The following is a 24,210-nucleotide window of genomic DNA, read 5'->3' on the forward strand; positions in this document are numbered from 1 at the left end:
CCTCCGGGCCCCCGCTGTTGACGCAGGTCACATGGACCCGTAGCATTTTCGTAGAACAGAACTTGTATTCCGCAATACGAAATCCTTGCTCTCGGCGGCGACCGGCTCCCCGGCCTCCGCCCCGGCTACCAGGAGGCCAACGTGTCCTACACCGTGAACTGCTCCATCCTCCTCACCCACCTTCCGCTGCTCGACCGTCCTGCCGCGGCCCGGGCCGCCGGTTTCGACGCCGTCGAGTTCTGGTGGCCCTTCGACAACTCCGTGCCCGCCGACAAGGACGTCGACGCCTTCGTCGCCGCCGTCCAGGACGCCGGCGTGCAGCTGACCGGGCTGAACTTCAACGCCGGGAACATGCCGGGCGGCGACCGGGGCCTCGTGTCGTGGCCGGCCCGTTCGCAGGACTTCGCCGACAACCTCGACGTCGTCGCCGCCATCGGCGAGCGCACCGGCTGCAGGGCCTTCAACGCCCTCTACGGCAACCGCCAGCCCGGCGTCTCCGCCGAGGAGCAGGACGAGCTGGGCGTGCAGAACCTGGCGCGGGCCGGCCGTGCGGTGGCCCGCATCGGCGGCACCGTGCTCCTGGAGCCCGTCTCCGGAGCCCCCGCATACCCGCTGAAGACCGCCCGGGATGCCCTGGCCGTCATCGGCCGGGTCCGCGACGCCGGCGCGGACAACGTCCGGCTGCTGGCCGACTTCTACCACCTGGCCGTCAACGGCGACGACGTCGACGCCGTCATCGAGGACCACGCCGCCGATTTCGGCCACATCCAGATCGCCGACGCCCCCGGGCGCAACGAGCCCGGCACCGGTGAGCTGCCCCTGCAGCGGTGGATCGCCCGCAGCCGTGAGCTCGGGTACTCCGGGCGCGTCGGCCTCGAGTACAAGGCCTCCCAGGAGGACCCCTTCGCGTGGACCTCCTCGTGGTCCACGGCCCGTACCGGCGCCTGATCTTCTTCCCTCCGCCACCTGACACCACCGGCCCGTCGCACCCACCGTCCGGGCCCCCACAGTGAGGACTTCCACCATGACCAGCATCACCGTCATCGGCCTCGGCATCATGGGCCTGCCCATGGCCAAGAACCTGCTCAGGGCCGGCCACGACGTCGTCGGCTACAACCGCTCCCAGGACAAGATCGACCAGCTCGTCGAGGCCGGCGGCAAGGGCGCGTCCAGCGTCGCCGAGGCCGTGGCCGAGGCCGACGTCGTGATCACGATGGTCCCGGACTCCCCCGACGTCGAGGAAGTCGTCACCGGCGAGGACGGCGTCTTCGCCCACGCCCGGCAGGGCGCCCTCTGGGTCGACGCGAGCTCCATCCGCCCCGACGTCGCCGCACGGCTGTCCCGGGAGGCCACCGAGAAGGGTCTGCGTCCGCTGGACGCCCCGGTCTCCGGTGGGGAGCAGGGCGCCATCGACGCCGTGCTGTCCATCATGGTCGGCGGGGAAGCGGCGGACTTCGAGGCGGCCCGGCCGGTCCTGGAGGCCGTCGGGAGGACCATCGTGCACGTGGGCCCCGCCGGCTCCGGGCAGACCGTCAAGGCCGCGAACCAGCTCATCGTGGCCGGCAACATCCAGCTGCTGGCCGAGGCCATCGTCTTCCTGGAGGCCTACGGCGTGGACACCGGCGCGGCGCTGAAGGTCCTCGGCGGGGGCCTAGCCGGCTCCAAGGTTCTGGACCAGAAGGGCGCGAAGATGCTGGAGCGCGACTTCGCCCCCGGCTTCCGCCTCCAGCTCCACAACAAGGACATGGGCATCGTCACCTCCGCCGCCCGCGAGGCCGGCGTGGCCATCCCGCTCGGCGCCCTGGTCGCCCAGCTCGTGGGCGCCACCGTCAACCGCGGCGACGGCGGCCTGGACCACTCGGGGCTGTTCAAGCTCACCGAAGAGCTCTCCGGCCGCTCCGGCCACTGATCCTCCCGGGCCCGGCGTCCCGCCAGGGCACCCTCACCCCACGCTCTCAGCACAAGGAGTCCACCATGGCCAGAATGCGCACCGTCGACGCCGTCGTCGCCATCCTCGAGAAGGAGGGCGCCACCGAGGCCTTCGGCCTGCCCGGCGCCGCCATCAACCCCCTCTACTCGGCGATGCGCGCCCACGGCGGCATCCGCCACACCCTCGCCCGCCACGTCGAGGGCGCCTCGCACATGGCCGACGGCTACACCCGCGCCGCCCCCGGCAACATCGGCGTCTGCATCGGCACCTCCGGGCCGGCCGGCACCGACATGATCACCGGCCTCTACGCCGCCTCGGCGGACTCCGTGCCGATCCTGTGCATCACCGGGCAGGCGCCGGTGGCCAAGCTGCACAAGGAGGACTTCCAGGCCGTGGACATCTCCTCCATCGCCGCACCCGTCACCAAGATGGCCATGACCGTGCTGGAACCCGGCCAGGTCCCCGGGGCCTTCCAGAAGGCCTTCTACGAGATGCGCTCCGGGCGCCCGGGCCCCGTCCTGCTGGACCTGCCGCTGGACGTGCAGCTGGCCGAGATCGAGTTCGACATCGACGTCTACGAGCCGCTGGCGGTCACCCGCCCCACCGCCACCCGGACCCAGGCGCGGAAGGCCCTGGACATGATGGCCGCCGCGCAGCGCCCGCTCATCGTGGCCGGCGGCGGGGTCATCAACGCCGACGCCTCCGAGAAGCTGGTGGAGTTCGCCGAGCTGCTCGACGTCCCGGTGATCCCCACCCTCATGGGCTGGGGCGCCATCCCGGACGACCACCCGCTGATGGCCGGGATGGTGGGGCTGCAGACCTCCCACCGCTACGGCAACGAGACCCTGCTGCAGTCCGACTTCGTGCTCGGCATCGGCAACCGGTGGGCCAACCGCCACACCGGCGGGCTGGACACCTACACGGCAGGCCGGAAGTTCGTGCACATCGACATCGAGCCCACCCAGATCGGGCGGGTCTTCGCCCCGGACCTGGGCATCGTCTCCGACGCCGGCGCCGCGCTGGAGGTCCTGCTGGAGGTCGCCCGGGAGCGCAGGGCGCAGGCGAGCCTGCCCGACCGCTCCGCGTGGGTGCAGGACTGCGCCCGCCGCAAGGGCACGATGCAGCGCAAGACCCACTTCACGGACGTGCCGATCAAGCCCCAGCGCGTGTACGAGGAGATGAACGCCGCCTTCGGCAAGGACGTCACCTACGTCTCCACGATCGGGCTCTCCCAGATCGCCGGCGGACAGTTCCTCCACGTCTACGGGCCGCGCCAGTGGATCAACGCCGGCCAGGCCGGGCCCCTGGGCTGGACCGGGCCCGCCGCCCTCGGCGTGGTCCGCGGCAAGCCGGGACAGACCGTGGTGGCGCTGTCCGGGGACTACGACTTCCAGTTCATGGTCGAGGAGCTGGCCGTGGGCGCCCAGTTCAACCTCCCCTACATCCACGTGGTCGTGAACAACTCCTACCTGGGCCTGATCCGCCAGTCCCAGCGCGGGTTCAGCATGGAGCAGAACGTCTCCCTGGCCTTCGAGAACATCAACTCCCCCGAGACCAACGGCTACGGCGTCGACCACCTCAAGGTCGCCGAGGGCCTGGGCTGCAAGGCCGTGCGGGTGACGGACCCGCAGAAGCTGCAGGCAGCCTTCGCCGAGGCCGGCGCCCTCGCCGCGGAGCACCGGGTGCCGGTGGTCGTGGAGGTCATCCTGGAGAAGGTCACCAACATTTCCATGGGCACCGAGATCGACGGTGTGGTGGAGTTCGAGGAGCTGGCCGAGCGCGGGGAGGACGCCCCGACCGCGATCGCGCTGCTCGACTGACCCGCCGGCTCCGCACCGGCACCCACCCGCACAGGAGGACGCAGATGCGCATCGTCATCGCCCCGGACAAGTTCAAGGGCTGCCTGGAGGCCACCGAGGTGGCGGACCACCTCGCGGCCGGCATCCGCGCCGTGGAGCCCGCGGCCGAGGTCCTCCCGCTGCCCGTGGCCGACGGCGGGGAGGGCACCCTCGAGGCCGCCGTGAGCGCCGGGTTCACCTCCTTCCCCGCCACCGTGACGGGGCCCGTGGGCGAGCCCGTCACGGCGCGGTTCGCCCTCCGGGACCGCACCGCGGTAGTCGAGATGGCCCTGGCCTCCGGGCTGGCGGCCCTGCCGGTGGACGAGCACGGTGAGCCCGCCCACGACGCCGTTGGCGCCACCAGCCGGGGCACCGGGGAGCTCGTGCGTGCCGCCCTCGACGCCGGCGCCACCTGCGTGGTGCTCGGCGTGGGCGGCAGCGCCTGCACCGACGGCGGCGCCGGGCTGCTCGCGGGCCTCGGCGCCCGGCTGCTGGACGGGGCGGGCCGGGAGCTCGGACGGGGCGGGGCCCCGCTCGCCCGCCTGGCCCGGGTCGACCTCGCCGGGCTCGATCCCCGGATCCGCGAGGCGGAGTTCGTGCTGGCCGCGGACGTGGACAACCCGCTCGTGGGCCCCCGGGGCGCGGCGGCCGTCTTCGGCCCCCAGAAGGGGGCCTCCCCCGAGCAGGTGCGGGAGCTAGACGCCGCACTGGCGGTCTTCCGGGACCGGCTCGCCGAGGCCCTGGGCCCGCCCGCCCTGGAGGCCGCGGAGGCCCCCGGCGCCGGGGCCGCCGGCGGCGTGGGCTTCGCGGCCCTGGCCGTGCTCGGGGCCCACCGCAGGCCCGGGATCGACGTGGTCCTGGAGCTCACGGGCCTCGCCGCGCAGGCGGCCGGCGCCGACCTCGTGGTCACCGGGGAGGGCAGCCTCGACGAGCAGTCCCTGGGCGGGAAGACGCCCGTGGGCGTTGCCGCGCTCGCGCGCGCGGCCGGCGTGCCGGTGGTCGCGGTGTGCGGGCGCACCACGCTGGAGCCGCAGGTCGGCCGGGACGCGGGCTTCGTGCGGACCTACGCCCTGACCGACCTCGAGCCGGACCCCCGGATCAGCATGCGCGAGGCCGGGCGGCTGCTCGAGCAGGTGGGTGCCCAGCTCGCCCACGACCTCCCGGAGCTCCTCCGGGCGAAGAGCACAACCGACGACGCGCCGGCCGGCACCGGCACCGATGAGCAGGAGGACATCCAATGACGGACAAGAAGACCCCGCGCGAGAGCAGCGCCACCGAGAGCAAGCCGCCCCGGCGGCAGAGCCCGGAACAGGAGGTCCCCCAGCAGCCGCCTGCGCAGGCCGAGTCCGCCGCCCCCGCGGGCTCGGACCCTGCCGGGCGCTCGCAGCGGCTGCCGCAGGAGCCGGCCGCGATCGCCCAGGAGGACTCCGCCCGCGCCGCCACCAAGCCCGCGGCCGCCCAGAGCGCCTTCGAGGCGGAGCAGGCCCACAAGCGCGAGGTCAGCCAGGACGTCAACGATCCCGACCGCGTCCGCCGCCTCATCGCCGAGTACAAGCGGGAGCACGGTCTGCCCGACGACGCGGCCGAGGCCCCGCACATGGGAGCCGACGACCACGGCGCCTTCGCCGGCGACCACCGCGAGTTCGACCTCGTGGTGCGCGGGCGCAACGTCTCCTGCGGCGACCACTTCGCCCCGCGCGAGATCGGTGTGCGCGACGGGCGGATCGTGGCCGTCGAGCCCCTGGGCTCCGGCCTGCGGGGCCGCGAGCTCGTGGAGCTGGCCGACGACGAGCACCTGCTCCCCGGGCTGGTGGACACCCACGTCCACATCAACGAGCCCGGCCGCACCGAGTGGGAGGGCTTCGCCTCCGCGACCCGGGCCGCCGCGGCCGGCGGCGTCACCACGGTCCTCGACATGCCCCTGAACTCGGTCCCGGCCACGGTGAACGTGCCGGCCCTGGAGTACAAGCGGCTTTTCGCCCAGAACAACGTGTTCGTCGACGTCGGCTTCTGGGGCGGGGCGATCCCGGGCAACAAGCCGCACCTGCGCGAGTTGCACGACGACGGGGTCTTCGGCTTCAAGTGCTTCCTGCTGCACTCGGGCGTGGACGAGTTCCCGCACCTCGAGGCCGACGAGATGGAGGAGGACCTGGCGGAGATCAAGACCTTCGACTCGCTGATGATCGTGCACGCCGAGGACTCCCGGGCCATCGACCGGGCCCCGCACCCGGAAGGGGACGTGTACGAAAACTTCCTGAAGTCGCGTCCGCGGGGTGCGGAGAACCTGGCGATCGCCGAGGTCATCGAGCGCACCCGCTGGACCGGTGCGCGGTCCCACATCCTGCACCTGTCCTCCTCGGACGCCCTGTCCATGCTGGCCACGGCCAAGCGCGACGGCCTGGACATCACCGTCGAGACCTGCCCGCACTACCTCACCCTGCTCGCGGAGGAGGTGCCCAACGGCGCCACGGCGTTCAAGTGCTGCCCGCCGGTGCGGGAGGTCGGCAACCGGGAGCTGCTGTGGCAGGGGCTGATCGACGGGACCATCGACTTCATCGTCTCCGACCACTCGCCCTCGACGCTGGACCTCAAGGACCTCGACAACGGCGACTTCGGCGTGGCCTGGGGCGGGGTGTCCTCCCTGCAGCTGGGCCTGTCCCTGATCTGGACCGAGGCGCGCCGGCGCGGGATCGGCCTGGGGCGCGTGGTGGAGTGGATGTCCACCAAGCCCGCCCGGCGGGCCGGGCTGCGCTCCAAGGGCAAGCTGGCCCTGGGCTACGACGCGGACCTGGTGGTCTTCGCCCCCGACGACGCGTTCGTGGTCGACGCCGGGAAGCTCCACCACAAGAACCCCATCACCCCCTACCAGGGCAAGGCGCTGTCCGGGACGGTGCGCAGGACCTACCTGCGCGGCACCGCCGTGGACTTCACGACGCCCCGGGGCCGGCTGATCCGCCGCGGCGAGAGCTGACGCAGAACCAGCGCGTCCCGCCACAGGCCGCCGACGAGGAGTTCCGCTCCTCGTCGGCGGCCTGTGAGCGTTCCAGGTGCAAAAAGCGGGGCGGGCGAAATACACGTTTCACAATCCTTGACTGTGCCCTGGAACACATCTAGGGTTTATTTCACTGAATGAAACCGTAATTTCACAATACGGAATTAGTATCAGTCGTCCAGGAGGCGTCGGCTGCCAGCACCACCGCCGGCGCCACCGGCCCCGGGCCGCCTCCACCCGCACCCGGGCCCACCCTTCATTGTCGCAGGGAGATCTGATTCATGTCCCACCAGCACGCTCCTGGCTCGCAGGCCGAGCACGGGCGCCCGCACCTGATCACCCCGGAGCCCTGGGGCACCGGGGACCCAGCCGTGGACGCCGCCGTTCATGTGCCCGGCACGACCGGGCCCATTCCCACGGGCGTCAGCCCCCGGCTCTACAACCCCGACCTGGCACCGACCACCCGCAAGGGCCGCACCTGGCATGCCTACAGCATCTTCACGCTGTGGGCCAACGACGTGCACTCCCTGGGCAACTATGCCTTCGCCATCGGGCTCTTCGCCCTGGGGCTGGGGGCCTGGCAGATCATGCTGGCCTTCCTCCTCGGCGCCGTCCTGCTGTTCCTGCTGCTGAACCTCTCCGGGTTCATGGGGGAGCGCACAGGGGTGCCGTTCCCGGTCATGAGCCGCATCGCCTTCGGCGTCAAGGGCGCCCAAATCCCCGCCGTCGTCCGGGGCGGCGTCGCGATCGCCTGGTTCGGCATCCAGACCTACCTGGCCTCCGTGGTGCTCCGGGTGCTGATCCTGGCCCTCGCGCCGTCGCTGGCGCCGCTGGACACGAACTCGTTCCTGGGCCTCTCGACGCTGGGGTGGCTCTCGTTCGTCGCGCTGTGGATCGTGCAGGTCGTCATCGTCAGCTTCGGCATGGAGATGATCCGCAAGTACGAGGCCTTCGCCGGTCCCGTCATCCTGCTGACCATGCTCGCCCTGGCCGTCTGGATGTTCGTCGAAGCCGGCGGCTCCATCGCCTGGTCCACCGCCGAGTCGCTGACCGGTGCCGAGATGTGGGTGAGGATCTTCCAGTCCGCGGCCCTGTGGGTGGTCATCTACGGCACGTTCGTCCTGAACTTCTGCGACTTCACCCGCGGCGCCCCCTCGGAGCGGTCCGTGGTGCGCGGCAACTTCTACGGCATCCCCATCAACATGCTCTTCTTCGCCGCCATCGTCGTCGTCCTCGCCGGCGCCCAGTACAGGATCGACGGGACGATCATCGAGTCGCCCACCGACGTCGTCACCGCGATCCCGAACACCTTCCTGCTGGTGCTGGCGTGCCTGGCCCTGATCATCCTGACCATCGCGGTGAACCTCATGGCCAACTTCGTGGCCCCAATCTACACGCTGGCCAACCTATTCCCGCGCACCCTGAACTTCCGCCGGGCAGCCATCGTCTCCGCCGTGATCGGCCTGGTCATCCTGCCCTGGAACCTGTACAACTCACCCGTGGTCATCGTGTACTTCCTGGGCGGGCTGGGCGCCCTGCTCGGCCCGCTGTTCGGCGTGATCATGGCCGACTACTGGCTGGTGCGGAAGGGCAGGGTCAACATCCCGGACCTGTACTCCGAGGCCCCGGACGGGGAGTACGCCTACACCCGCGGCGTCAACCGCAAGGCCATCCTCGCCGGGACCCCGGCCGCCGTCGTCGCCCTGGTCCTGGCACTCGTCCCCGCCTTCACCTTCGTCGCCGGGTTCTCCTGGTTCGTCGGGGCGATCCTGGCCGCCGGGATCTACCTGCTGATCGCGGACCGCCACGGCGCGTTCCACGCCGTGGACGGCGAGGCGATCGCCGTCGCCCCGAAGCACTGACCAGGCCAGCGAGGACGAAGTCACCCCGCAGCTCCGACCGAAAGGCAACCCACCATGCGCATCCTCGTGGTCAACGTGAACACCACCGAATCCATGACCGCGTCCATCGGGCGCGGGGCCGCGGCCGCGGCCTCGCCCGGCACGGAGATCGTGCCCCTGACACCGCTGTTCGGGGCGGAGTCGGTGGAGGGCAACTACGAGAGCTACCTGGCCGCCATCGCCGTGATGGAGACCGTCAAGGCCTACCCCGAGCCCTTCGACGCCGTCATCCAGGCCGGCTACGGGGAGCACGGCCGGGAAGGGCTGCAGGAGCTGCTCGACGTCCCGGTGGTCGACATCACCGAGGCCGCGGCGAGCACCGCCATGTACCTGGGACACAAGTACTCGGTGGTGACCACCCTGGACCGCACGGTCCCGCTCATCGAGGACCGGCTCAAGCTCGCCGGGCTCACCGACCGCTGCGCCTCCGTGCGGGCCAGCGGGATGTCCGTGCTGGAGCTGGAATCGGACCCCGACGCGGCGGTCCGGGCGATCGTCGACCAGTCCCTCCGGGCCGTGCAGGACGACCGGGCCGAGGTCATCTGCCTCGGCTGCGGCGGCATGGCCGGCCTGCTCGAGACGGTGGCCGAACGCGCGGGCGTCCCGGTCGTCGACGGGGTCGCCGCAGCGGTCACGGTCGCCGAGTCCCTCGTCCGGCTGGGGCTGACCACGTCGAAGGTCCGCACCTACGCACCCGCCCGGCAGAAGGCGTTCAAGAACTGGTCCCCGCAGGGTCTCCTGTCGTGACGTGCCCTGCGGTCTCGCCCCGGTGCACCAGGTCCGGCCTGGCGCACCGGGGCGAGGCCCTGCCCCTGCCCGAGGCGACGGGCTGCGGCGCAGGGAGGTTGAGGGGCCAGGGCGGCCGTGACGGTGCAGACCCTCGAGCGCGCCGGGGGGCCCACGCCTCCCCCACCGAGGTCCCGCACCCGCAGCACCGCCTGCGCCCCGCAGCACCGTGGGAAGGATCCGCGGGTCTCGCGCCCACCTATTGACTTTCGATAGGTATGTGGTGAGAATCGATGCATGAATGCTGAACACCGGGTGGTCGCCCCCCTCAGGATCTTCCTCGTGCTGCTGTTCGGGATCCTGGTGCTGTTCCAGGTGATGTCGCTGCCCGGGCAGTTCGCGCACATGGCCCGGGAGTCCCCGGACATGGCTTATCTGCGATGGCCGGCGACGGCCGTGACGGTGTTCTGGGTGCTGTGCGCCCAGGTGGTGATCGTGGCCACCTGGAAGCTGCTCACCCTGGTCAAGAAGGACCGCATCTTCAGCGCGGCCTCCCTGGTGTGGGTGGATGCCATCGTGTGGGCCGTCGGGTCCGCCTGGGCGGTGCTGCTGGGGGTGTTCCTCTACGTCGGCTTCAACGCCGAGGACCCCGGGCTGCCGCTGCTGCTGTTCCTGATGCTGACCGGCCTCACGGTGCTGGGGCTGCTGATGATGGTGATGCGGGCGCTGCTGCGCCAGGCCACGACCCTGCGCACCGACATGGAAGCGGTGATCTGATGCCGATCATCGTGCGCCTCGACGTCGAGCTGGCCAAGCGGAAGATGAGCGTCGGCGAGTTCGCCGAACGCGTCGGGCTCACCCCGGCCAACGTCGCCGTGCTGAAGAACGGCCGGGCCAAGGCGGTGCGCTTCTCCACCCTGGAAGCCATGTGCCGGGTCCTGGACTGCCAGCCCGGGGACCTGCTCGAGTGGGTCGAGGACTGAACCACCGGCCCTGCACGACCTCAACCGCGTCGACGGCTCACCGCACGGCCGGCGGCCGATCCACGCCCGCGAAAGGACATCCCGTGAAACCCCTCCTTGCTCTCCTCGCCACCGCCCTCGGCCTCGCGGTGGGCGTCGCCGGCATCGTGTACGGGGAAGCCGACGACTCGCCGGGCCTCCAGCTGCTGGGCGCCCTGTTCGTCCTCGCCGCGGTGGTGCTCGGTGCACGGACCGCCCGGCGCAGCCGATGACCGGCCGGCCACCGGGCCGATCGGCAGCACGCGGTGGCGCCCCGTGCGCCACGGGTCAGCAGCCCGGCGCCCGCTCGAGCCCCGGGCCGGCCCTGGACGCACGCTCCGGGTGCACCGCAGGCGACCCGTGGTCGTCGCGGGGGGCCACGGCGCGGACGCCGGGTCAGGGCGCGCGCCGGCACCGGACGGCGCCGGGCGAGGCGGCCCTGGGCAGCTCCGCCCTCGCAGGCGCCCGGCGGCACGCCACCGCGGCGGGACGTGTCGCCTCAGGCCGTCGTCGGCGCACCGTCACCGTCCGTACGCCCATGGTTCGCCGCCCCGCACGGTGGCATCGATCCAAGGCCCAGCGCCCGCAGCCCGCAGCCCGCACCACGGCCACGACGTCGCCGGTCCGCCGGGCGATGCCGTCCCTCGCAGGACGGGCCGTTACCGGGTGCCTCGCCTCAGGCGCCCTCCGTCCGAGCGGTCCCGGTGGCCCGCGTCGGCGGACGGCGCGCTCATGCGGTGGCCGTCGGGGCGGACCGGTGGTGCTCGTCGAGGACCCGGGACAGCACGTGCCCGGGGGTGTTCCGGTGTTCGGGGTCGATCCTCTCCAGCGCGGCGAGGATCGCCTCGACGTCGTAGCGCACGGCCGGGTCCCCGCCGTGGTGGCTCCAGCGGCGCTCGGCGACCCAGGCCCACACCAGCACCGGCCGGCACGTCCGGCAGGTGCCGTGCTCGGTGGTGAGGCACTCCGGGCCCACCGGCTGGCTCAGCCCCGCGATCTCGGCATCCGTGCGGCGGTGGTGCTCGAGCACTGCCCAGAGCCTCGCCTCGGGGATGCGGGCGAAGTCCGCGGCCAGGGCCGCCAGGGCGGTCCGGGCCCGGGCCACGTCGTAGGAGAAGTCGGGCCGCGCCCACGGCGCGATGCGGTGGCGGGCGCGCAGGGCCTCCACGAGGAACTGCTCCTGGGCCTCGGCGATCTTCTCGGGCGTGCGGGACGCGGGGTCGGTCGCCGAGCGCCACAGGCTCTCGAACAGTCCCGCGCCCTCGGTGCAGGCCTGGCGGACCCTCAGGGTGCCGAGGTCCACGGAGTAGCGCTTGCCCCAGATCGTCCCGGAGAGCCGTTCGTAGGTGTGCCCGTCATCGAGGGTGAAGCTCCTGTGGTCGGCGGCCACCACCACCTGGCGGGTGGTGGGCTCGCCCGTGCTGCCGGTCCGGGCGGGGATGACCACCGCGCGGGCGCCGACGTAGACGGCCCCGTCCTTGTTGAGCATCCTCCGTTGCTCCACGCCCACCCGCTCCTCTCGTCTCGGCCGACCCTGCGGCCCCGCCATGGGCCGAAGCGCAACGGAGGCTCATCGGCCGCGTGGTGCTCCCGGTGACGCCGGAGACGATGGACCCCCGGTGCGCCCGGTGCCTGCTGGAGCGACCGTAGCAGTCGGCGCGCACGGCAGACCGCAGTTCCGGTGGCCGGCAGCGGAAGGCGCCGGCGGCCCTCGCCGGGGAAGGCGGTTCTGCACCGTCACCAGCAGGTGCTCCTCGTCCCGGCACCGGGTGGCCACCACTGCGGTCCTAGTGCGCGGCACCGCTGCGCTCCGGGCGTGTCGTGGTGGCCCGGGAGCACGACGTCGCGGCGGCCCGGGCTCCCGCCGTCCCCACGGGGCGAGGCCGGGGTCTGCGCAGGGAGCGGCCGGGGCGTTCCCGCGCCGGACGTGCCCGCTGTGCTTCCTCAGGAGATCCAGGCGTGCTGGTCCGGGGACCAGAACACGACCCCGGCACCGTGGCCGGCCAGGTGCTCGCGGACCTGCTCGTCGGTCATCGATGCGGAGCCGGCCAGGGGCTGGAACTCCTGGCGCTGGACCGCGGCCCGGGAGGTGGCGTAGAAGCGGTCGGGTTCGTGGGCGAGCACCGCGGTGAGCTCCGCTTCGGCCAGCAAGGCGATGGCCACCAGGTCCCGGTCGTAGGGGGCCTCGTAGAGGCGGCCGCCGATGACCTCCCGATACGTCAGCCCGGCCCGGGTGAAGTCCCCGATCCACGCCTCCAGCTGGTCCTCCCGCGCCCGGCGCTCCTCCTCGGTGGCGCCGAGGACCGTCAGCCGCGCCGGGTCCCCGTCGCCTTCGGTGGCCACCGCGACCACGGAGCCCTCCAGCACCAGCTCCAGGGACTGCGCCGGGTCCGCCCCCGGGTACGCCTCCTCCGTGGCGGTACAGGCGCCCAGCACGTAGTCCGCGGTGGCGGGGACCGGCCGCAGCGTGGCCGTCAGGAGGCGCGTGGGGATCGTGCTGTCGGTGGGTGCCATCTGTTCTCCAGGGTGCGGGATCGGGGAGGGGACACCCCCAGTCTCCGCCACCACGGAGCGCTCCGGCAGTGGCTGGGCCCGGGACCCGGCGGGGCGCGTGCCACCACGCGGGGGGCTTGCCGGCAGGACGACCACGTCCGCCGGGGAGCGCCCCACGGCGCACCGCCCCGTCGTGCCGCGGCAGCCCGCCTGTCGCGGGGCTGGTCCCGGGACCGTGTCATGATGCCGGCGGATCTGTTCCGGTGCTGACGAGGGTGCTTGCATGGGCAGATGAACCTGCAGGGTGCGGAGCCTGTCGATGTGGGAACCCTGATCGTGGCGGCAGCGGCCTTGGTCCTCTCGCTGTTCGCGGTGGCCTACAGCAAGCGCAGCGCGGACGCGGCGAGGGAATCCGTCCGGCGGGAGAGGGAGCGGGCGGAGTCCCGGCACGTCCGGTGGGAGATCACCGGACGCTGGAGCGGGAACGAGGTCGGGTACGAGCTGATCAACCGCGGCAGCAGCACGGCTCACCACGTTCGGCTGTTCCTGCCGCCAGGCAGCGGAGGTCTCACGATCCACCGCCGTGGCGGCCTGGACGTGCCAGGCGGCGCGTCCGTCGCCTTCACCGTCAGAGGCCCGGTCAGCGCGGCCGACATCTCCAACGTCACCGGCACGGTCGGGAACGTGCCCGAATACGCGCTGGAGTCGGTGGTCGATGGGCGGCGGCGCCTCGGCCGCAAGGAGCTGCCGAAGACCGTGCTCGTGGACTGCGCTGAGCGCGACCAGGCGGAGCAGCTCCGGCTCCCGCGGCCGAGGAGGCCCCGGCCGTGACGGCCGTGACCGGACAGGGCAGCCACCACGACGTCCGCACGACAGCCACCGCCACGCGCACCCCGGGTCGGGAACCCCCGTCCGGGGACATGGTTGCGCCGGGATCGACCGGCTTCGGCGCGCTGCCGGTCGCGGTGCCGGTCCCAGGGCTCGCCGTGGCCACCCTCGTCACGAGGGGACGTGGTGCGAAGCAGTCAGGAGCCGACGCCCAGGCGGCGTCGGAGGGCTCCAGGACATGCGCGGCAGCGGCCGAGGAGGCCAACGAGCTCGTCGCGCAGGCCGGCCGGCTGACCGACGAGGGGTCGGAGTCCCCTTGGGGTGGGTTCCAGCGTTCGTCGCGCCCGCCCGGGCCGAGCGGACGGGTCGAGGCAGGGGCCGGACGGCGTCAACGGCGGCTGGGCCTGACGGAGGAGCACCGGAGACCGGGCCTCGAGCGGTGGCACCGCCGAGGTGCGCCGCGCCACCGGGGTCGGCCCGGCGACCGGGAACCCGTGGCAGGTCCGGCGGGAAGGCACGGCAGCAGACCGGGCACTGATCGGCTCGGCTCAGGGGAGCTGTTCGGCCAGGGCGACGATGATGCCCGCGGGCCCGCGCAGGTAGCACAGCCGGTAGCGGTTCTCGTACCGCGCCACCTCTCCGAGCAGTTCGGCGCCGTGGGCGCGCAGGCGGGCGATGGTGTCGTCGATGTCGTCCACGGCGTACATGACCCGGTGCAGGCCCAGCGTGTTCGGCGGCGGGTTCCGTGGCGGGGCGCTGACCGCCGCAGGATGGCGGTACCGGGTCAGCTCCAGCCTGCCGTGACCGTCCGGGGTGCGCATCATCGCGATCTCGCTGCGCACACCGTCGAGTCCGACCGCCTGGTCGGCGAAAAGGCCGTCGATCTGCGCCGTGCCCTCCTGCTCCAGGCCGAGGGCCGTGAAGAAGGCGACGGCGGCCTCCAGGTCGTCGACGACGATGGCGACGTTGTCCATCCGCTGAACGCTCATGCTCCAAGAACGTAGACCCTCCCGTGGGCGGGCACCACCGGCGGGGAAGCGAGGACGCGGCGAGCGGCAGTCCTCGTCCCACCGCCGCCGCTCCGAGCCGTCCGCCCCCGGGGCGACGCGGCGCCCTCTCCTGTGGCCCCAGGGACCGGCCGAGCCGATGCACTCCCCCGGCGCCCTCCCCTGGCGACGTCCACAGCGGCGCGAGAAGGGGACGGCAACCTGCCGGGAGGAGAACGTGGAGTTCCTGCAGGTGCCGCCGATATGATGGACCTGTCCGATCCCGCACGGGAGGACTTGGGGATGGGCGAGTTGGACGCACCCCGGTACCGGGTGCCGCTCCTGCTGCAGGGCATCGAGGGCAGGATCGCGACCTTCGTGGTGCCCCCGGAGTTCGCAGAGCACATCGCCTCCGCGACGCCGGCGAAGAACGCATGGACCCGGGACTTCAATACCGATCTCGTGGGCGGGGTCCGCATCGACCGGTCCACCAGTCCGCCCACGATCACCAGCTACCTCACCCGGCCCTTGACGCAGGTGGACGTCGCCCGGGAAGGATGGGTGGCGCTGCTTCGGCGCGACGCACGACCCCGCGCCAAGCGGCCCTACCAGCTGGTCTCCGTCACGCGCAGCATCGGTCCGGGCACGGTCAGAGGCTCGGTCGGCAAGCCGGCGCCGGCCCCGGTCCACGTTGCCCCGCCCATGGCCCTGGACGACCGGCTCTGACCAGGAGCCACGGCTTCCTCTGGGCCCGGGTGCCGACGAGTCGTTCCTCCCGGCCGGCACCTGCCGACCACCATGGCGGCCCGGCACACGCCGCTGTCGGGCGCGGACGCTCCAGCCGGCATCACCTACGTCGGTGCGCTGTCGCTGCTGCGCGCCCCGTGGCCCGCCCGCTGCTTCATGGCGCCGGATGGTGACGACCATGGCCTGTCGGCCGGGGCCGCCCAGGGGTCACGCCACTGCCTCAGCTGATGGGAGGGGCCGCTGAGGGATCCTCTGCTGTCCGATCGCGCTGTCGGGCGCAGGCGGGGCCTCCACGGTGGCACTGCCCAGCATCTGCAGCAGCCGGAGGCGGCCCACGGCGGATGCCGACACGGCGCGAACCCCTGTACCATCGTCGGCGATCCCCCGGTGCACGGCACGCCCTCCCCGTGCCCAGCACCCCCTCCCGGCAGGAAAGAACGCCCTCGTGAACCACGCCCACCTCCCGACCCTCAACCTGTCCCTCGTGGACGCCGCCCTGGACGCCTGGGCCGGCGAGCACGGCTTCCTGGTGGAACTCCTGGCCATCGACGACGGCCAGACCCTCGTGCGCCTGGCCCCCCACCCGCACGACCTCACCGACCTCATCCGCTGCGCCCTCGGCGCCGGGAACACCCCTGCGGACTGGGAGGACCAGCACGCCCCCATGGACGGCTCCTCCGCCTCCTGGGACTGGGCCGTGACCATGGCCACCACCTACAACCGGACCCGCATCATCGCCCGCCTGAGCGACCACGACCAGGGCGTACGGGGCTTGTTCGCCCACCACGGGCACCCCGGCCCGGTCGAGATCCAGATCCTCGAGGTCGACCCCGCCCAGGTGCTCCACCACCTCACCGGCCTCAAGAACACCCCTGACCGCTGCTGCCCCGACCCGCGACCGGCACCCGGAAGCAAGGGCCGCCCCACCAGCACCTGACCCCGCTCCCCGGCACGGGACAGGCCCGGGCGACACCGCACAGGCCTTTTCGGCTGCACGGCCGAGCCTGTTCCCGCCCCGGCGAGCGCCACTCGCGGAACGGCCGGGGCGCACCTGGGTCCTGACGAGCCCCTCGACCCGCCCCGACGCAGCGGACGGCGTCGTGGAGGACACACCCCGCAGACCTCCTGGAACCGCGGCGCCGAACCTAGAATGGAAGTGCTCCTCCACCGTTGCCGCACCGCCGCCCCGGCGCCCGCGGCACCACCTTCGGAAGATCCTCCCCCATGCGCCTTCGTCCTCTCGCCCTCGCTGCCCTGGTCCTGGCTGCACCGGTTCTGGTTGCACCGGCTCCCGCCCTCGCTGCTCCCCCGGCCTCCGACAGCACGACCCCCACCCCGCTCCGGGACGACCCCGCCCACCGGAGCCACACCCTCGTGGGAAACGGCACCGCCCCGGGCTCCCAGCTCCCGGCCGCCACCGCACCGGCGACGGCGCCGCCGGAGGACACCACCTCGGGCTCCCCGGACCCGGCTGACCACGGCGGAGCCACACCGCGGCACCCGGGTGCCCAGCCCCTCACCAGGGGGACCGACCCGGCCGCTGTCCCCGTCGAGGGCGGGAGCTACTACTGGTGGTCCACCACCGGACCCCCCGGGCTCGCCCCTCTGCCTCTCCCCACCTCGCCGATGTCCTGGAGCTGGTACGGCGACCCCACGGCGCAGGCGGCCACCTCCACCCCACAGCTGGCCTCCCAGGCCTCCGCCGGGCACCCCCACGCCCCCGCCGCGGCCCCGGTCCTACCCGAAGCACCGGTTGCCCCGCAAGCAGCAGTGGCGCCGGAGGCGCCAGTGGTGAGCTCCCGCTTCATCCCCGCCCAGCCGCGTGTCACCCCCGGCACCGTCACCGTGATGCCGCGCCACACGCCCCAGCCGCACCAGGACACCGCGCCGGCCATGGACACCGGCCTCTACCGCGCCGTCGCCGCAGGCACCGCCACCGCCGTGGTCGCCACCACCGCGGTCGTCATCATGATGCGCCGGATGATCCTCGCCCCACCCCGCTCCTAGATCCGCCCGATCGGGGGCGGCACCGACCGCACTCCCAGCGGCGCCGCAGCGTTCCTCCCCACCGCCCTCGGCCCGACAGGGCCCGGGCGGCGGCCGGGCCGGGCCCTGCTACGCCGGATGAGGCGGGAGGAGACGGACGCGGTGCCCACCGTGGCGGCGCGGGTCTCCTTGCGCGTCCAGCCGGTGGGGGTGCTCGGGCCACGCCGGGGCCGTGACCTCAGGACCGCGCAGACGGCGCACCGTCCACGACCCGTGCCGTCGGCCACCGATCCTGCCCCCGGATCCAGGCCGGGCGCGAAGGCCTCACCGCGAGGCACCGCTCACCGTGCGCCTCTCGCGCTCCTCGCCGTGGAACCCCGGGGCGCGAGCAGTGAGGGTGCGGCTCAGGCGCCGGCGCCCTCGGTGAGGGCCCAGGAGGTGGCGACAGCGGCGTCGAGAAACCAGTCGAGGGTCTCGGGGGTCGGCTCCAGGGCGTAGAAGTGCATCTCGATCCGTGCCGTGGGCAGGCCGGAGAGGTCCATCAGCACCTCCATCCCCGCCCCGGTGATCTCCGGCTCCGAGGAGTGGAGGTGGACCTGCACCCGCAGCGGGGAGGTCTGCAGCAGGTGGTCCTCCCGGCCGGTGGCGTGGGCGAGAACCCGGGCCCGTTCGTAGACGGTCACCGCCGTGGGCGGTGACCCGGGGCTGTCGGGCCAGCCGAGGTAGACGGTGGCACTCACCCTCCCCGTGCGCACCACCCGCAGCCGCTCCACGTGCGGGCGCCGGGCTGCCAGTTTCGACCCCTCCACGACATCACCGGGAACGGGCAACGGCTCGGGCGGCTCGGGCGGCTCGTCCTCCGGGCCCGGGAGCGGATCGGTCATGCCTTCAGTGTCCCCCGGCCGGGTGCGGGCGGTCCGTCACCTCTTCCGGGGTCGGCCGCCGCTGCCCGTGCCGGGTCCCGGCGGGGCGGCCCTGCCGTGGCTGCCCACGGGAGGGACCGGCCGGCGCCGGGGAGCTGCCCACGGCCACTTCCCGGTACCGGCCCCGGCGGACCGCGCAGGGATGTGTGCCCCGGACCGGTCGCGGGATCCCCGGGACGCGCTGTCGTCCGGCGGGCAGACTGGTGCCATGATTGACGATGTCCAGGTGTTCCCGCAGGCACCCGCGCGCCCGCCCGAGGTCGAGGACGGTTTCCCTCCGCCGCGTCTTCGTCGCGAGCTGTGGGTCGATCACTATCTCCCGCACTGGACCACCCCGGAACGCTCCCGGGCCCGGTACGACCTGGACGGGGCCGGGATCCGCCTGCGGATCGATGCGGACCAGCCCGACTGGAGACCGGAGGACGCCCCGATGCGGGTCTCGAATCTCCAGACCGGGGTGTTCTCCGGGCCGGTGGGCTCCGCCCGCGGCACCCACCGGCACCGGCCCGACGGTCTGGCGGTGCGCACCGCAACCCCGCAACGGTTGCTGTGGGCGCCCTCTGCCGGGCGGGTGGACGTCACGGTCAGCGCCAGCACGGACCCGGGATGCATGCTGGCGGCGTGGTTGGTCGGCACCGAGCACCGCTCCCCCACCCACAGCGGGGAGATCTGCCTGTTCGAGATCGATGCCGGCGCCGTCAGCCCCGGGCACAGCCGCGCCCGCTGCGGGGTGAAAGCCCACGGCGACCCCGCCCTGACCACCGAGATGGTCGAGGTCACCGTGCCCGTCGACGCCTCCCTCCCGCACACCTGGTCCGTGGTGTGGGGACCGGCAGGAACAGTGATCGGCTGCGAGGGCAGGATCGTCCACCGCGACACGCAGGCCCCCGACTACCCGCTGTTCTTGATGCTCGACCTGTTCGAGCTCGGGCCCCGCGCACCGCACCCGGGCACCTACCCCAAGACCGCTCGCATCCACGCCCTGCGCGGCTGGAACGACCCCCACACGCCCTGAACCCCGCCCCACGGCGACAGCCCGGCCACCACACGGCGACGGCATCGGCGACCGGACACCCCGGCTCACCGCTGAGGGCAGCGACGTCAGGGGTGCAGCCGACTGCCCAGCCGGGGCAGGAGGAACTGGACCAGCGCTCCGCCGGCCAGCTCGCAGAGCACCGCGCCCAGGCCCACGGCCCCTCCGAGCAGTCGGCCCCGCGAGCACCACGGTCGCCTTGATCGAGGTGCGCGCGACAAGCACGGACCTCCCGGTACACCTCGCCAGACCGGTCACCGGACCGTCACACGGTCCGGTGACCGAGGTGCACACCGATGGAGCCGGCGGCAGCACCCCCGGGGTCGCGTCGAGCACCAGCCCGATCACCTGCGCGTTGCTGAGGGCGCCGGGCCCGGGCCGCTCGCGCAGCGGGATCCGGGCGAGGAGCACCAGCAGGTTAGGGACGATGACGACCGTGCCCGCGCTCTCCCCGCGCTTCCGGAGCGCCAGCGGGGCCCGGAGCGTGTCCTGGCACCTCCCGGGCTCGTGGTCGTCCACGACCCGTACTGAGGACACGGCTGACGACGGCTCCTGGGCCCCCGGTGTCAGCCCCGAGGAACGAGGAGAGCACACGACCGCCGCGATCGTGCAGGCCGTGATGATGACCCTGGTGCCGGTGACGGTGTACCTGGTGGTGTCGGCGGCCGCCTCCGGGAGGCTGCCCAGGAACAGACGGATCGGGCTGCGCACCTCCGCCAACCTGTCCTCCCCGATGGCGTGGAGGGCAGGGCACGCGGTAGCGCTGCACAAGCTCCGGTGGTACGTGTTCGCCGGGGTGACCGGCGCGGGGCTCCTCCTCGGGAACCTGCTCCTCACCGGCAGCGACCGCGCAGGGTTCCTCCCCCGGAGGCTGCTACTCATGATGCTGGTCACAATCTTCCAAGCGGCCGCCCGGGGAGTCCGGGCCGCTGCGCTGGTGGCGGCCGCCTCCCCGTGAACCCGGGGCGGAGTGGCCAAGCGGCCCCCGTCCGGCACCAACGACCGGAGCGCCTCGAGGACCTCGCCCGACCGCGCCGCTCGTGGTAGGTCCTCGGCGGACGCGCCGTGCCGCCGGGGTCGTAGGGTGGGCAGACGAGCATGCCTCCGCGCCGGGTGCGCACGCCACGACGACCCCGGTGCGCCCCGCCCCATCGACCGGAAGGACTCCCGTGACCCCGGTGACCACCGCGCAGGACGGCACCCGCCCCGACGTCACCGCCCGCGCCCGAGCTCTGCTGCGCGCGGCCGTCCCGTTCGCCGGGAACCTGCTCACGAGCAACCTCGGTGCGGCGCTGGGCCGGCACGTGGCCGATCCGTCGGCGGGCCCGAAGGCTCCCGTGCCCACGGGCTGGCCGGCCGCTTTCGCCCACCGGGGAGGGGCCGAGGTCGCCCCGGAGAACACCCTGGAGGCGTTCCGGACGGCCGCGGCCCTCGGGGACGTCGTGCTGGAGCTCGACGTCCAGGTCACCGCCGACGGCACGGCCGTGTCGATGCACGACCTCACCGTGGACCGCACCACCGACGGGACCGGAGCCGTCGCACGGATGTCCACCCGGGACCTGCAGCGCCTGGACGCCGGGCACACCTTCACCCTCGACGGGGCGACCTTCCCGTGGCGCGGACGCGGGGTCCGCGTCCCCACGCTGGCGGAGGTCTACGAAGCCTTCCCCGCCCATCGCGTGGCGATCGAGCTCAAGGGCAACCGGCCCGGGGCCGAGCAGATCGTCTGGCGCACCATCCAGGCGGCGGAGGCTCAGGGGCGCACCCTCGTCGCGACCAACCGCACGGCCTCGATCCGGCGCTTCCGCCAGGTCTCGGGAGGGACGGTCCCCACGGCGGCGGCGCTGACGGAGTTCGCCGCCTTCCGGCTCCTGTGCCTGCTGGGCCTCCACGCCCACCACGCCCTTCCGTTCCAGGGCCTGCAACCGCCCGACAGGATCCTGGGGGTGCGCGTGCTCACCCCCGCGCTGCTGCGGGCCGCCCAGCAGGCGGGGCTGCGGGTGGACGTGTGGACGATCGACCACGAGGCCGACATGCGCCGCCTGCTGGAGTGGGGCGTGGACGGCGTCATGACCGACCGGCCCGATCTGCTCTCCCGGGTGCTCCGGGAACCCTGACCCACGAGCGCGGGAGCTGGACACCGAGCGGCCTCCGCGGGACCAGCGGGAGCGGGGAACGGGCGTCCTGCTCGGTCCGTGCCGTCGCCCGCCCCGCGGCCGGTCCGGCAGCGGGGCGAGGACCTGGTCGGCCCCGGCCGGTCCGGAGCGCCGTCAGGCCTGGATCCGCCCGAACGCTCCGTGCGGGGGCGCCTCACCGGTGGCGCGTCTCCGGGCCATCACGTCCTCCGACGGAGACGCGACCTCAGCGACGCCCGAGTTCCCTGCATGGTGGTCGGCAGGTGAGGAGGTGTCGCGCGGAGGCGGGCCCGGAGGGCGGACCGGCGTGTCACAGTGGTGGGTCGAGGGGCCGGTCGACGGCGTGGAGGTCGTTGCTGAGGCTGCTGCCGGTGATGCCGTCCAGCGGGGTGATGTCCACGGCGATGCCCGTCTGCACATCGAGAGAAACGCTGTACAGCGTGGCGAGGCCGCCGCTGGTGAGGGTGGGGTCCTCGGGACCGTACTCGGGGATCCGGCTGGCGGGGCTGTCCAGCAGCGGGCAGCACCCGCACCGGGGGGTGTAGCCGTTGTCCCAGTCCTCGTTCTCACCCACCAGCGGCCGGCAGGTGGCCGACCAGGTGAGCCGGCCGCGGAGCATGGTGGCGGTGACGTCACGGACGTCCACGCCCTGGCTGAGCTCGGCCGGATCGAGCATGGCCGTGAACTGGTAGTCCCGCCACATCGGATCGCCGTGGTCGTAGTGCCAGTCCTCCGGGCGCTGGAAGACCAGGCCATCCGGCCGCAGGACGACTCCCGTCCCCGGAGCCGGGGGCACAGCGCGCACCGCGCCGTCGTCGCCGCAGCACACCGGCTCGGCGGATCCGCTGTATGGCACTCCCTCGGCCGCCTCGACTCCTGCGGAGGAGCGCACGACCACCCGGCCGACGCGACGATCGAGCCAGGCCTCGACCGGCTCGCCCAGCGCCGTGCTCCCGCTGTCTTCCTGGCGCCGATGGGTGAAGTGCACGGTGGTGAACCGCCACGGCGAGCTGGCCGCCAGCGCGCGGAAGTCCGCAGCCGTGGGCGTGCCGGGCACAGGGGAGGCGCTCATGCGACCGAGTAGAGCACATCCTGAGCGCCGGCGCGACGACGAGGCCCGCGCACCCGCGACCGGGAAGGGGCTCCGACGGCCATGACCGGGGTGCGGTGCCGGCCGGTCTGGTGACCGTGGTGGCCATGGCGAGTCGGAGAGCGCCCGGGAACTGGTCGGTGGTCGGTTGCGGACAGTGCCGGAGCCGCTGACGCCGCCCCGGACGGACCATGGTCACCATCTCCGCAGGACGTGGGATCGTGCGCGGCAGTCGCCGGAAGACGTTTTGCACTTGCCATAAATGGTCTTCTTCGCCACAGCACCGCCCGGCGTGCTCTGCGGGGTCCTGTATGCATCATCATGAGAACGCCCCATGAAAGGCACCCCTGGCAGCCCCCCAATATCCACAGCTGCCCCTACATAGGAGCCACCCATGAGCCACAACACCGACCCCGGCCCGCGCCAGCTCCACGAGCAGGTCCACCCGCTGCCCGTCGGCTGGCAGCTCGTCGACGTCGAGCACGAGCAGTACGAGGGCCCCACCTTCTACCCGCCCGAGCCCCTGGACGCCTTCGGCGTGGCCGTCCTGTGGACCCCGGAGGGATACCTGTACGAGGTGCTGAACAACAAGGCCACGAACACCCTGACTCGAGCCGAGCTGGTGGGGCTGCAGATCGCCATCGACCGAGCCCTCGCATCGGGGTCCTGAGCCCCGGTGGCCGGGCCTCGGAGACACCCCCGGCCTCGGAGGCCGGGGGTGTCTCGTGGGGAGGACCCCGGGGCGCCCCGCAGGTCGCCCGGGGGATGGAGGCCAACTCCGTGACGGATACGACAGCCTGCTGCTCGACAGCCGGATCCGCGGTGGCCTGATCCACTGGGACGGCTCCCCACGCTGCCGCCTGCCATCATCGCCGTGGGATGCGCGAGCCGACAAGAACTCCGCCCAGCGCGACGAGGGCGCCGAGGAGCACTCCCACGCCGAACTCCAGGGGCAGACCCCCGGCGGCCGGGACCCTGGCAGCAGGGCCCTCCCCGGCACGAAGCGCTCCGCGTGCCTCGGCCGGGGACCCGCCGCTTCCCGTGGTCGCGCTCGTGGCCGGGCTCGTGGTCGTCACGGATCCGGCCGTGGAGGGCGCGGGGGCGCGGCCGCCGGTGGCGAGGTCCCGGTCGATCGCGGCGAGGAACGACGCGACCATCCGCTTGCCGGCTCCGGCGAGCATTCGCTGGCCCACACCGCCGACAGAGCCGCCCACGACCGCAGCGGCCGCCCACGTGAGATCGGTGCCGCCGTCCCCGGCGTCGGCCATCCGCACGTGCACCTCGGCGGAGACCGTGCCCGGTCCGCCCGCCGCCTGCACCTCGAGCACGAACGCGTCCGGTGGCTGCTGCTCCCGGAAGGCGACCTCGCCCTCGTAGGCGCCCTTGATCGAGGCCACGCCGATGGTGGCCCTGACGGCGTAGCGGTCCTCCCCCAGCTCGGCGAGCGACTCCACCCCGGGAACGGTGCGCAGCAGGACTTCGGGGTCGTGGAATGCCGCCCATGCGGTGGCGCGGCCGGCCTGCAGGTGGGCGGTGCCGGTGATCTCCATGGCTCTCCTTCTGCGGGGTGCGGGCGGGCCCCGTAGCCGCGGGCGAGCCCG

General features: G+C 73.2%; 24 protein-coding genes. 18 read left to right on the top strand and 6 right to left on the bottom strand.

The genetic code is table 11. The annotated features are described in order from the left end of the window. Window positions 1-141: 141 nt before the first annotated feature. The 10 genes from M3185_RS04950 (at window position 142) to M3185_RS04995 (ending at window position 10,621) form a co-directional block, all read left to right on the top strand. Window positions 142-948 carry a hydroxypyruvate isomerase family protein gene (locus M3185_RS04950; RefSeq protein ID WP_251332562.1) on the top strand — a complete coding sequence of 269 codons (807 nt, stop codon included), beginning with the start codon at window positions 142-144 and terminating at the stop codon, window positions 946-948. A 76-nt stretch (window positions 949-1,024) separates the two neighbouring features. Beyond that, window positions 1,025-1,909 (top strand): 2-hydroxy-3-oxopropionate reductase, encoded by an 885-nt coding sequence (locus tag M3185_RS04955; protein ID WP_251332563.1) that lies wholly within the window; start codon window positions 1,025-1,027, stop codon window positions 1,907-1,909. Between the two features lie 65 nt (window positions 1,910-1,974). Further along, window positions 1,975-3,750: a glyoxylate carboligase gene (gcl, locus tag M3185_RS04960; RefSeq protein WP_251332564.1), complete on the top strand. Its 1,776-nt coding sequence runs from the start codon at window positions 1,975-1,977 to the stop codon at window positions 3,748-3,750. A gap of 44 nt (window positions 3,751-3,794) precedes the next feature. Further along, complete coding sequence (locus M3185_RS04965) at window positions 3,795-5,009, top strand: glycerate kinase (protein WP_251332565.1); 1,215 nt, start codon at window positions 3,795-3,797, stop codon at window positions 5,007-5,009. Window positions 5,010-5,365: 356 nt separating this feature from the next. After that, on the top strand, window positions 5,366-6,739 hold the full coding sequence (gene allB / locus M3185_RS04970) for an allantoinase AllB (RefSeq protein ID WP_251332692.1): 1,374 nt from the start codon (window positions 5,366-5,368) through the stop codon (window positions 6,737-6,739). 302 nt (window positions 6,740-7,041) lie between these two features. Next, on the top strand, window positions 7,042-8,622 hold the full coding sequence (locus tag M3185_RS04975) for an NCS1 family nucleobase:cation symporter-1 (protein WP_251332566.1): 1,581 nt from the start codon (window positions 7,042-7,044) through the stop codon (window positions 8,620-8,622). Between the two features lie 54 nt (window positions 8,623-8,676). Further along, entirely contained in the window at window positions 8,677-9,408 is a 732-nt protein-coding gene (locus tag M3185_RS04980; RefSeq protein ID WP_251332567.1) for an aspartate/glutamate racemase family protein, read from the top strand. A 276-nt stretch (window positions 9,409-9,684) separates the two neighbouring features. Next, complete coding sequence (locus M3185_RS04985; protein ID WP_251332568.1) at window positions 9,685-10,164, top strand: DUF2975 domain-containing protein; 480 nt, start codon at window positions 9,685-9,687, stop codon at window positions 10,162-10,164. Further along, entirely contained in the window at window positions 10,164-10,370 is a 207-nt protein-coding gene (locus M3185_RS04990; protein WP_251332569.1) for a helix-turn-helix domain-containing protein, read from the top strand. Before M3185_RS04985 ends, M3185_RS04990 begins: the two co-directional genes overlap by 1 nt. Before the next feature lie 83 nt (window positions 10,371-10,453). Then, a complete protein-coding gene (locus tag M3185_RS04995; RefSeq protein ID WP_251332570.1) occupies window positions 10,454-10,621 on the top strand; it encodes a hypothetical protein in 168 nt (55 codons plus the stop codon). A 497-nt stretch (window positions 10,622-11,118) separates the two neighbouring features. Here the strand turns inward: M3185_RS04995 and M3185_RS05000 are convergent, their stop codons facing one another. Next, on the bottom strand, window positions 11,119-11,892 hold the full coding sequence (locus M3185_RS05000) for a hypothetical protein (protein ID WP_251332571.1): 774 nt from the start codon (window positions 11,890-11,892) through the stop codon (window positions 11,119-11,121). Window positions 11,893-12,332: 440 nt separating this feature from the next. After that, the gene (locus M3185_RS05005) at window positions 12,333-12,902 is read right to left on the bottom strand and encodes a hypothetical protein (RefSeq protein WP_251332572.1); all 570 of its coding nucleotides are present in this window, start codon (window positions 12,900-12,902) and stop codon (window positions 12,333-12,335) included. 270 nt (window positions 12,903-13,172) lie between these two features. Between M3185_RS05005 and M3185_RS05010 the strand changes: the two genes are divergently transcribed. Then, window positions 13,173-13,712 carry a hypothetical protein gene (locus M3185_RS05010; RefSeq protein WP_251332573.1) on the top strand — a complete coding sequence of 180 codons (540 nt, stop codon included), beginning with the start codon at window positions 13,173-13,175 and terminating at the stop codon, window positions 13,710-13,712. Window positions 13,713-14,257: 545 nt separating this feature from the next. Here the strand turns inward: M3185_RS05010 and M3185_RS05015 are convergent. Then, a complete protein-coding gene (locus M3185_RS05015; RefSeq protein ID WP_251332574.1) occupies window positions 14,258-14,698 on the bottom strand; it encodes a VOC family protein in 441 nt (146 codons plus the stop codon). A gap of 300 nt (window positions 14,699-14,998) precedes the next feature. Here M3185_RS05015 and M3185_RS05020 point away from each other — a divergent pair, with 300 nt between their 5' ends. The 3 genes from M3185_RS05020 to M3185_RS05030 all read left to right on the top strand — a co-directional run bounded on the left by M3185_RS05020 (window position 14,999) and on the right by M3185_RS05030 (window position 17,449). Further along, entirely contained in the window at window positions 14,999-15,421 is a 423-nt protein-coding gene (locus tag M3185_RS05020) for a hypothetical protein (RefSeq protein WP_251332575.1), read from the top strand. Window positions 15,422-15,887: 466 nt separating this feature from the next. Then, the gene (locus tag M3185_RS05025; protein WP_251332576.1) at window positions 15,888-16,379 is read left to right on the top strand and encodes a hypothetical protein; all 492 of its coding nucleotides are present in this window, start codon (window positions 15,888-15,890) and stop codon (window positions 16,377-16,379) included. Window positions 16,380-17,068: 689 nt separating this feature from the next. Further along, window positions 17,069-17,449, top strand: a complete 381-nt coding sequence (locus M3185_RS05030) for a hypothetical protein (RefSeq protein WP_251332577.1) — start codon at window positions 17,069-17,071, stop codon at window positions 17,447-17,449. A 383-nt stretch (window positions 17,450-17,832) separates the two neighbouring features. Here the strand turns inward: M3185_RS05030 and M3185_RS05035 are convergent, their stop codons facing one another. After that, on the bottom strand, window positions 17,833-18,312 hold the full coding sequence (locus tag M3185_RS05035) for a hypothetical protein (protein ID WP_251332578.1): 480 nt from the start codon (window positions 18,310-18,312) through the stop codon (window positions 17,833-17,835). Window positions 18,313-18,559: 247 nt separating this feature from the next. Between M3185_RS05035 and M3185_RS05040 the strand changes: the two genes are divergently transcribed. The 3 genes from M3185_RS05040 (at window position 18,560) to M3185_RS05050 (ending at window position 21,501) form a co-directional block, all read left to right on the top strand. Beyond that, window positions 18,560-19,366, top strand: coding sequence for a hypothetical protein (locus M3185_RS05040; RefSeq protein WP_251332579.1), 807 nt, complete (start codon window positions 18,560-18,562; stop codon window positions 19,364-19,366). Between the two features lie 445 nt (window positions 19,367-19,811). Continuing rightward, window positions 19,812-20,342 carry a hypothetical protein gene (locus M3185_RS05045; protein ID WP_251332580.1) on the top strand — a complete coding sequence of 177 codons (531 nt, stop codon included), beginning with the start codon at window positions 19,812-19,814 and terminating at the stop codon, window positions 20,340-20,342. 211 nt (window positions 20,343-20,553) lie between these two features. Next, window positions 20,554-21,501: a glycerophosphodiester phosphodiesterase gene (locus M3185_RS05050; RefSeq protein WP_251332581.1), complete on the top strand. Its 948-nt coding sequence runs from the start codon at window positions 20,554-20,556 to the stop codon at window positions 21,499-21,501. 328 nt (window positions 21,502-21,829) lie between these two features. On the opposite strand, the gene M3185_RS05055 is transcribed toward M3185_RS05050, so the two are convergent. After that, a complete protein-coding gene (locus M3185_RS05055) occupies window positions 21,830-22,591 on the bottom strand; it encodes a hypothetical protein (protein WP_251332582.1) in 762 nt (253 codons plus the stop codon). A gap of 412 nt (window positions 22,592-23,003) precedes the next feature. Between M3185_RS05055 and M3185_RS05060 the strand changes: the two genes are divergently transcribed. Beyond that, window positions 23,004-23,279 carry a hypothetical protein gene (locus M3185_RS05060; protein WP_251332583.1) on the top strand — a complete coding sequence of 92 codons (276 nt, stop codon included), beginning with the start codon at window positions 23,004-23,006 and terminating at the stop codon, window positions 23,277-23,279. Window positions 23,280-23,475: 196 nt separating this feature from the next. Here M3185_RS05060 and M3185_RS05065 read toward each other — a convergent pair whose 3' ends face one another. Next, entirely contained in the window at window positions 23,476-24,159 is a 684-nt protein-coding gene (locus M3185_RS05065; protein WP_251332584.1) for an SRPBCC domain-containing protein, read from the bottom strand. Window positions 24,160-24,210: the final 51 nt, after the last annotated feature.

Source organism: Kocuria rosea, assembly GCF_023715525.1.
Classification (GTDB): Bacteria; Actinomycetota; Actinomycetes; order Actinomycetales; family Micrococcaceae; genus Kocuria; species Kocuria rosea_A.

Bases quoted from the DNA above. Each gene is read 5' to 3' on its own strand.
- M3185_RS04955 (WP_251332563.1), top strand. From the start codon at position 1,025: ATGACCAGCATCACCGTCATCGGCCTCGGCATCATGGGCCTGCCCATG.
- gcl (WP_251332564.1), top strand. From the start codon at position 1,975: ATGGCCAGAATGCGCACCGTCGACGCCGTCGTCGCCATCCTCGAGAAG.
- M3185_RS04965 (WP_251332565.1), top strand. From the start codon at position 3,795: ATGCGCATCGTCATCGCCCCGGACAAGTTCAAGGGCTGCCTGGAGGCC.
- allB (WP_251332692.1), top strand. From the start codon at position 5,366: ATGGGAGCCGACGACCACGGCGCCTTCGCCGGCGACCACCGCGAGTTC.
- M3185_RS04975 (WP_251332566.1), top strand. From the start codon at position 7,042: ATGTCCCACCAGCACGCTCCTGGCTCGCAGGCCGAGCACGGGCGCCCG.
- M3185_RS04980 (WP_251332567.1), top strand. From the start codon at position 8,677: ATGCGCATCCTCGTGGTCAACGTGAACACCACCGAATCCATGACCGCG.
- M3185_RS04985 (WP_251332568.1), top strand. From the start codon at position 9,685: ATGAATGCTGAACACCGGGTGGTCGCCCCCCTCAGGATCTTCCTCGTG.
- M3185_RS04990 (WP_251332569.1), top strand. From the start codon at position 10,164: ATGCCGATCATCGTGCGCCTCGACGTCGAGCTGGCCAAGCGGAAGATG.
- M3185_RS05005 (WP_251332572.1), bottom strand. From the start codon at position 12,902: ATGGCACCCACCGACAGCACGATCCCCACGCGCCTCCTGACGGCCACG.
- M3185_RS05010 (WP_251332573.1), top strand. From the start codon at position 13,173: ATGAACCTGCAGGGTGCGGAGCCTGTCGATGTGGGAACCCTGATCGTG.
- M3185_RS05015 (WP_251332574.1), bottom strand. From the start codon at position 14,698: ATGAGCGTTCAGCGGATGGACAACGTCGCCATCGTCGTCGACGACCTG.
- M3185_RS05020 (WP_251332575.1), top strand. From the start codon at position 14,999: ATGGGCGAGTTGGACGCACCCCGGTACCGGGTGCCGCTCCTGCTGCAG.
- M3185_RS05030 (WP_251332577.1), top strand. From the start codon at position 17,069: ATGTCCTGGAGCTGGTACGGCGACCCCACGGCGCAGGCGGCCACCTCC.
- M3185_RS05035 (WP_251332578.1), bottom strand. From the start codon at position 18,312: ATGACCGATCCGCTCCCGGGCCCGGAGGACGAGCCGCCCGAGCCGCCC.
- M3185_RS05040 (WP_251332579.1), top strand. From the start codon at position 18,560: ATGATTGACGATGTCCAGGTGTTCCCGCAGGCACCCGCGCGCCCGCCC.
- M3185_RS05045 (WP_251332580.1), top strand. From the start codon at position 19,812: ATGACGACCGTGCCCGCGCTCTCCCCGCGCTTCCGGAGCGCCAGCGGG.
- M3185_RS05055 (WP_251332582.1), bottom strand. From the start codon at position 22,591: ATGAGCGCCTCCCCTGTGCCCGGCACGCCCACGGCTGCGGACTTCCGC.
- M3185_RS05060 (WP_251332583.1), top strand. From the start codon at position 23,004: ATGAGCCACAACACCGACCCCGGCCCGCGCCAGCTCCACGAGCAGGTC.
- M3185_RS05065 (WP_251332584.1), bottom strand. From the start codon at position 24,159: ATGGAGATCACCGGCACCGCCCACCTGCAGGCCGGCCGCGCCACCGCA.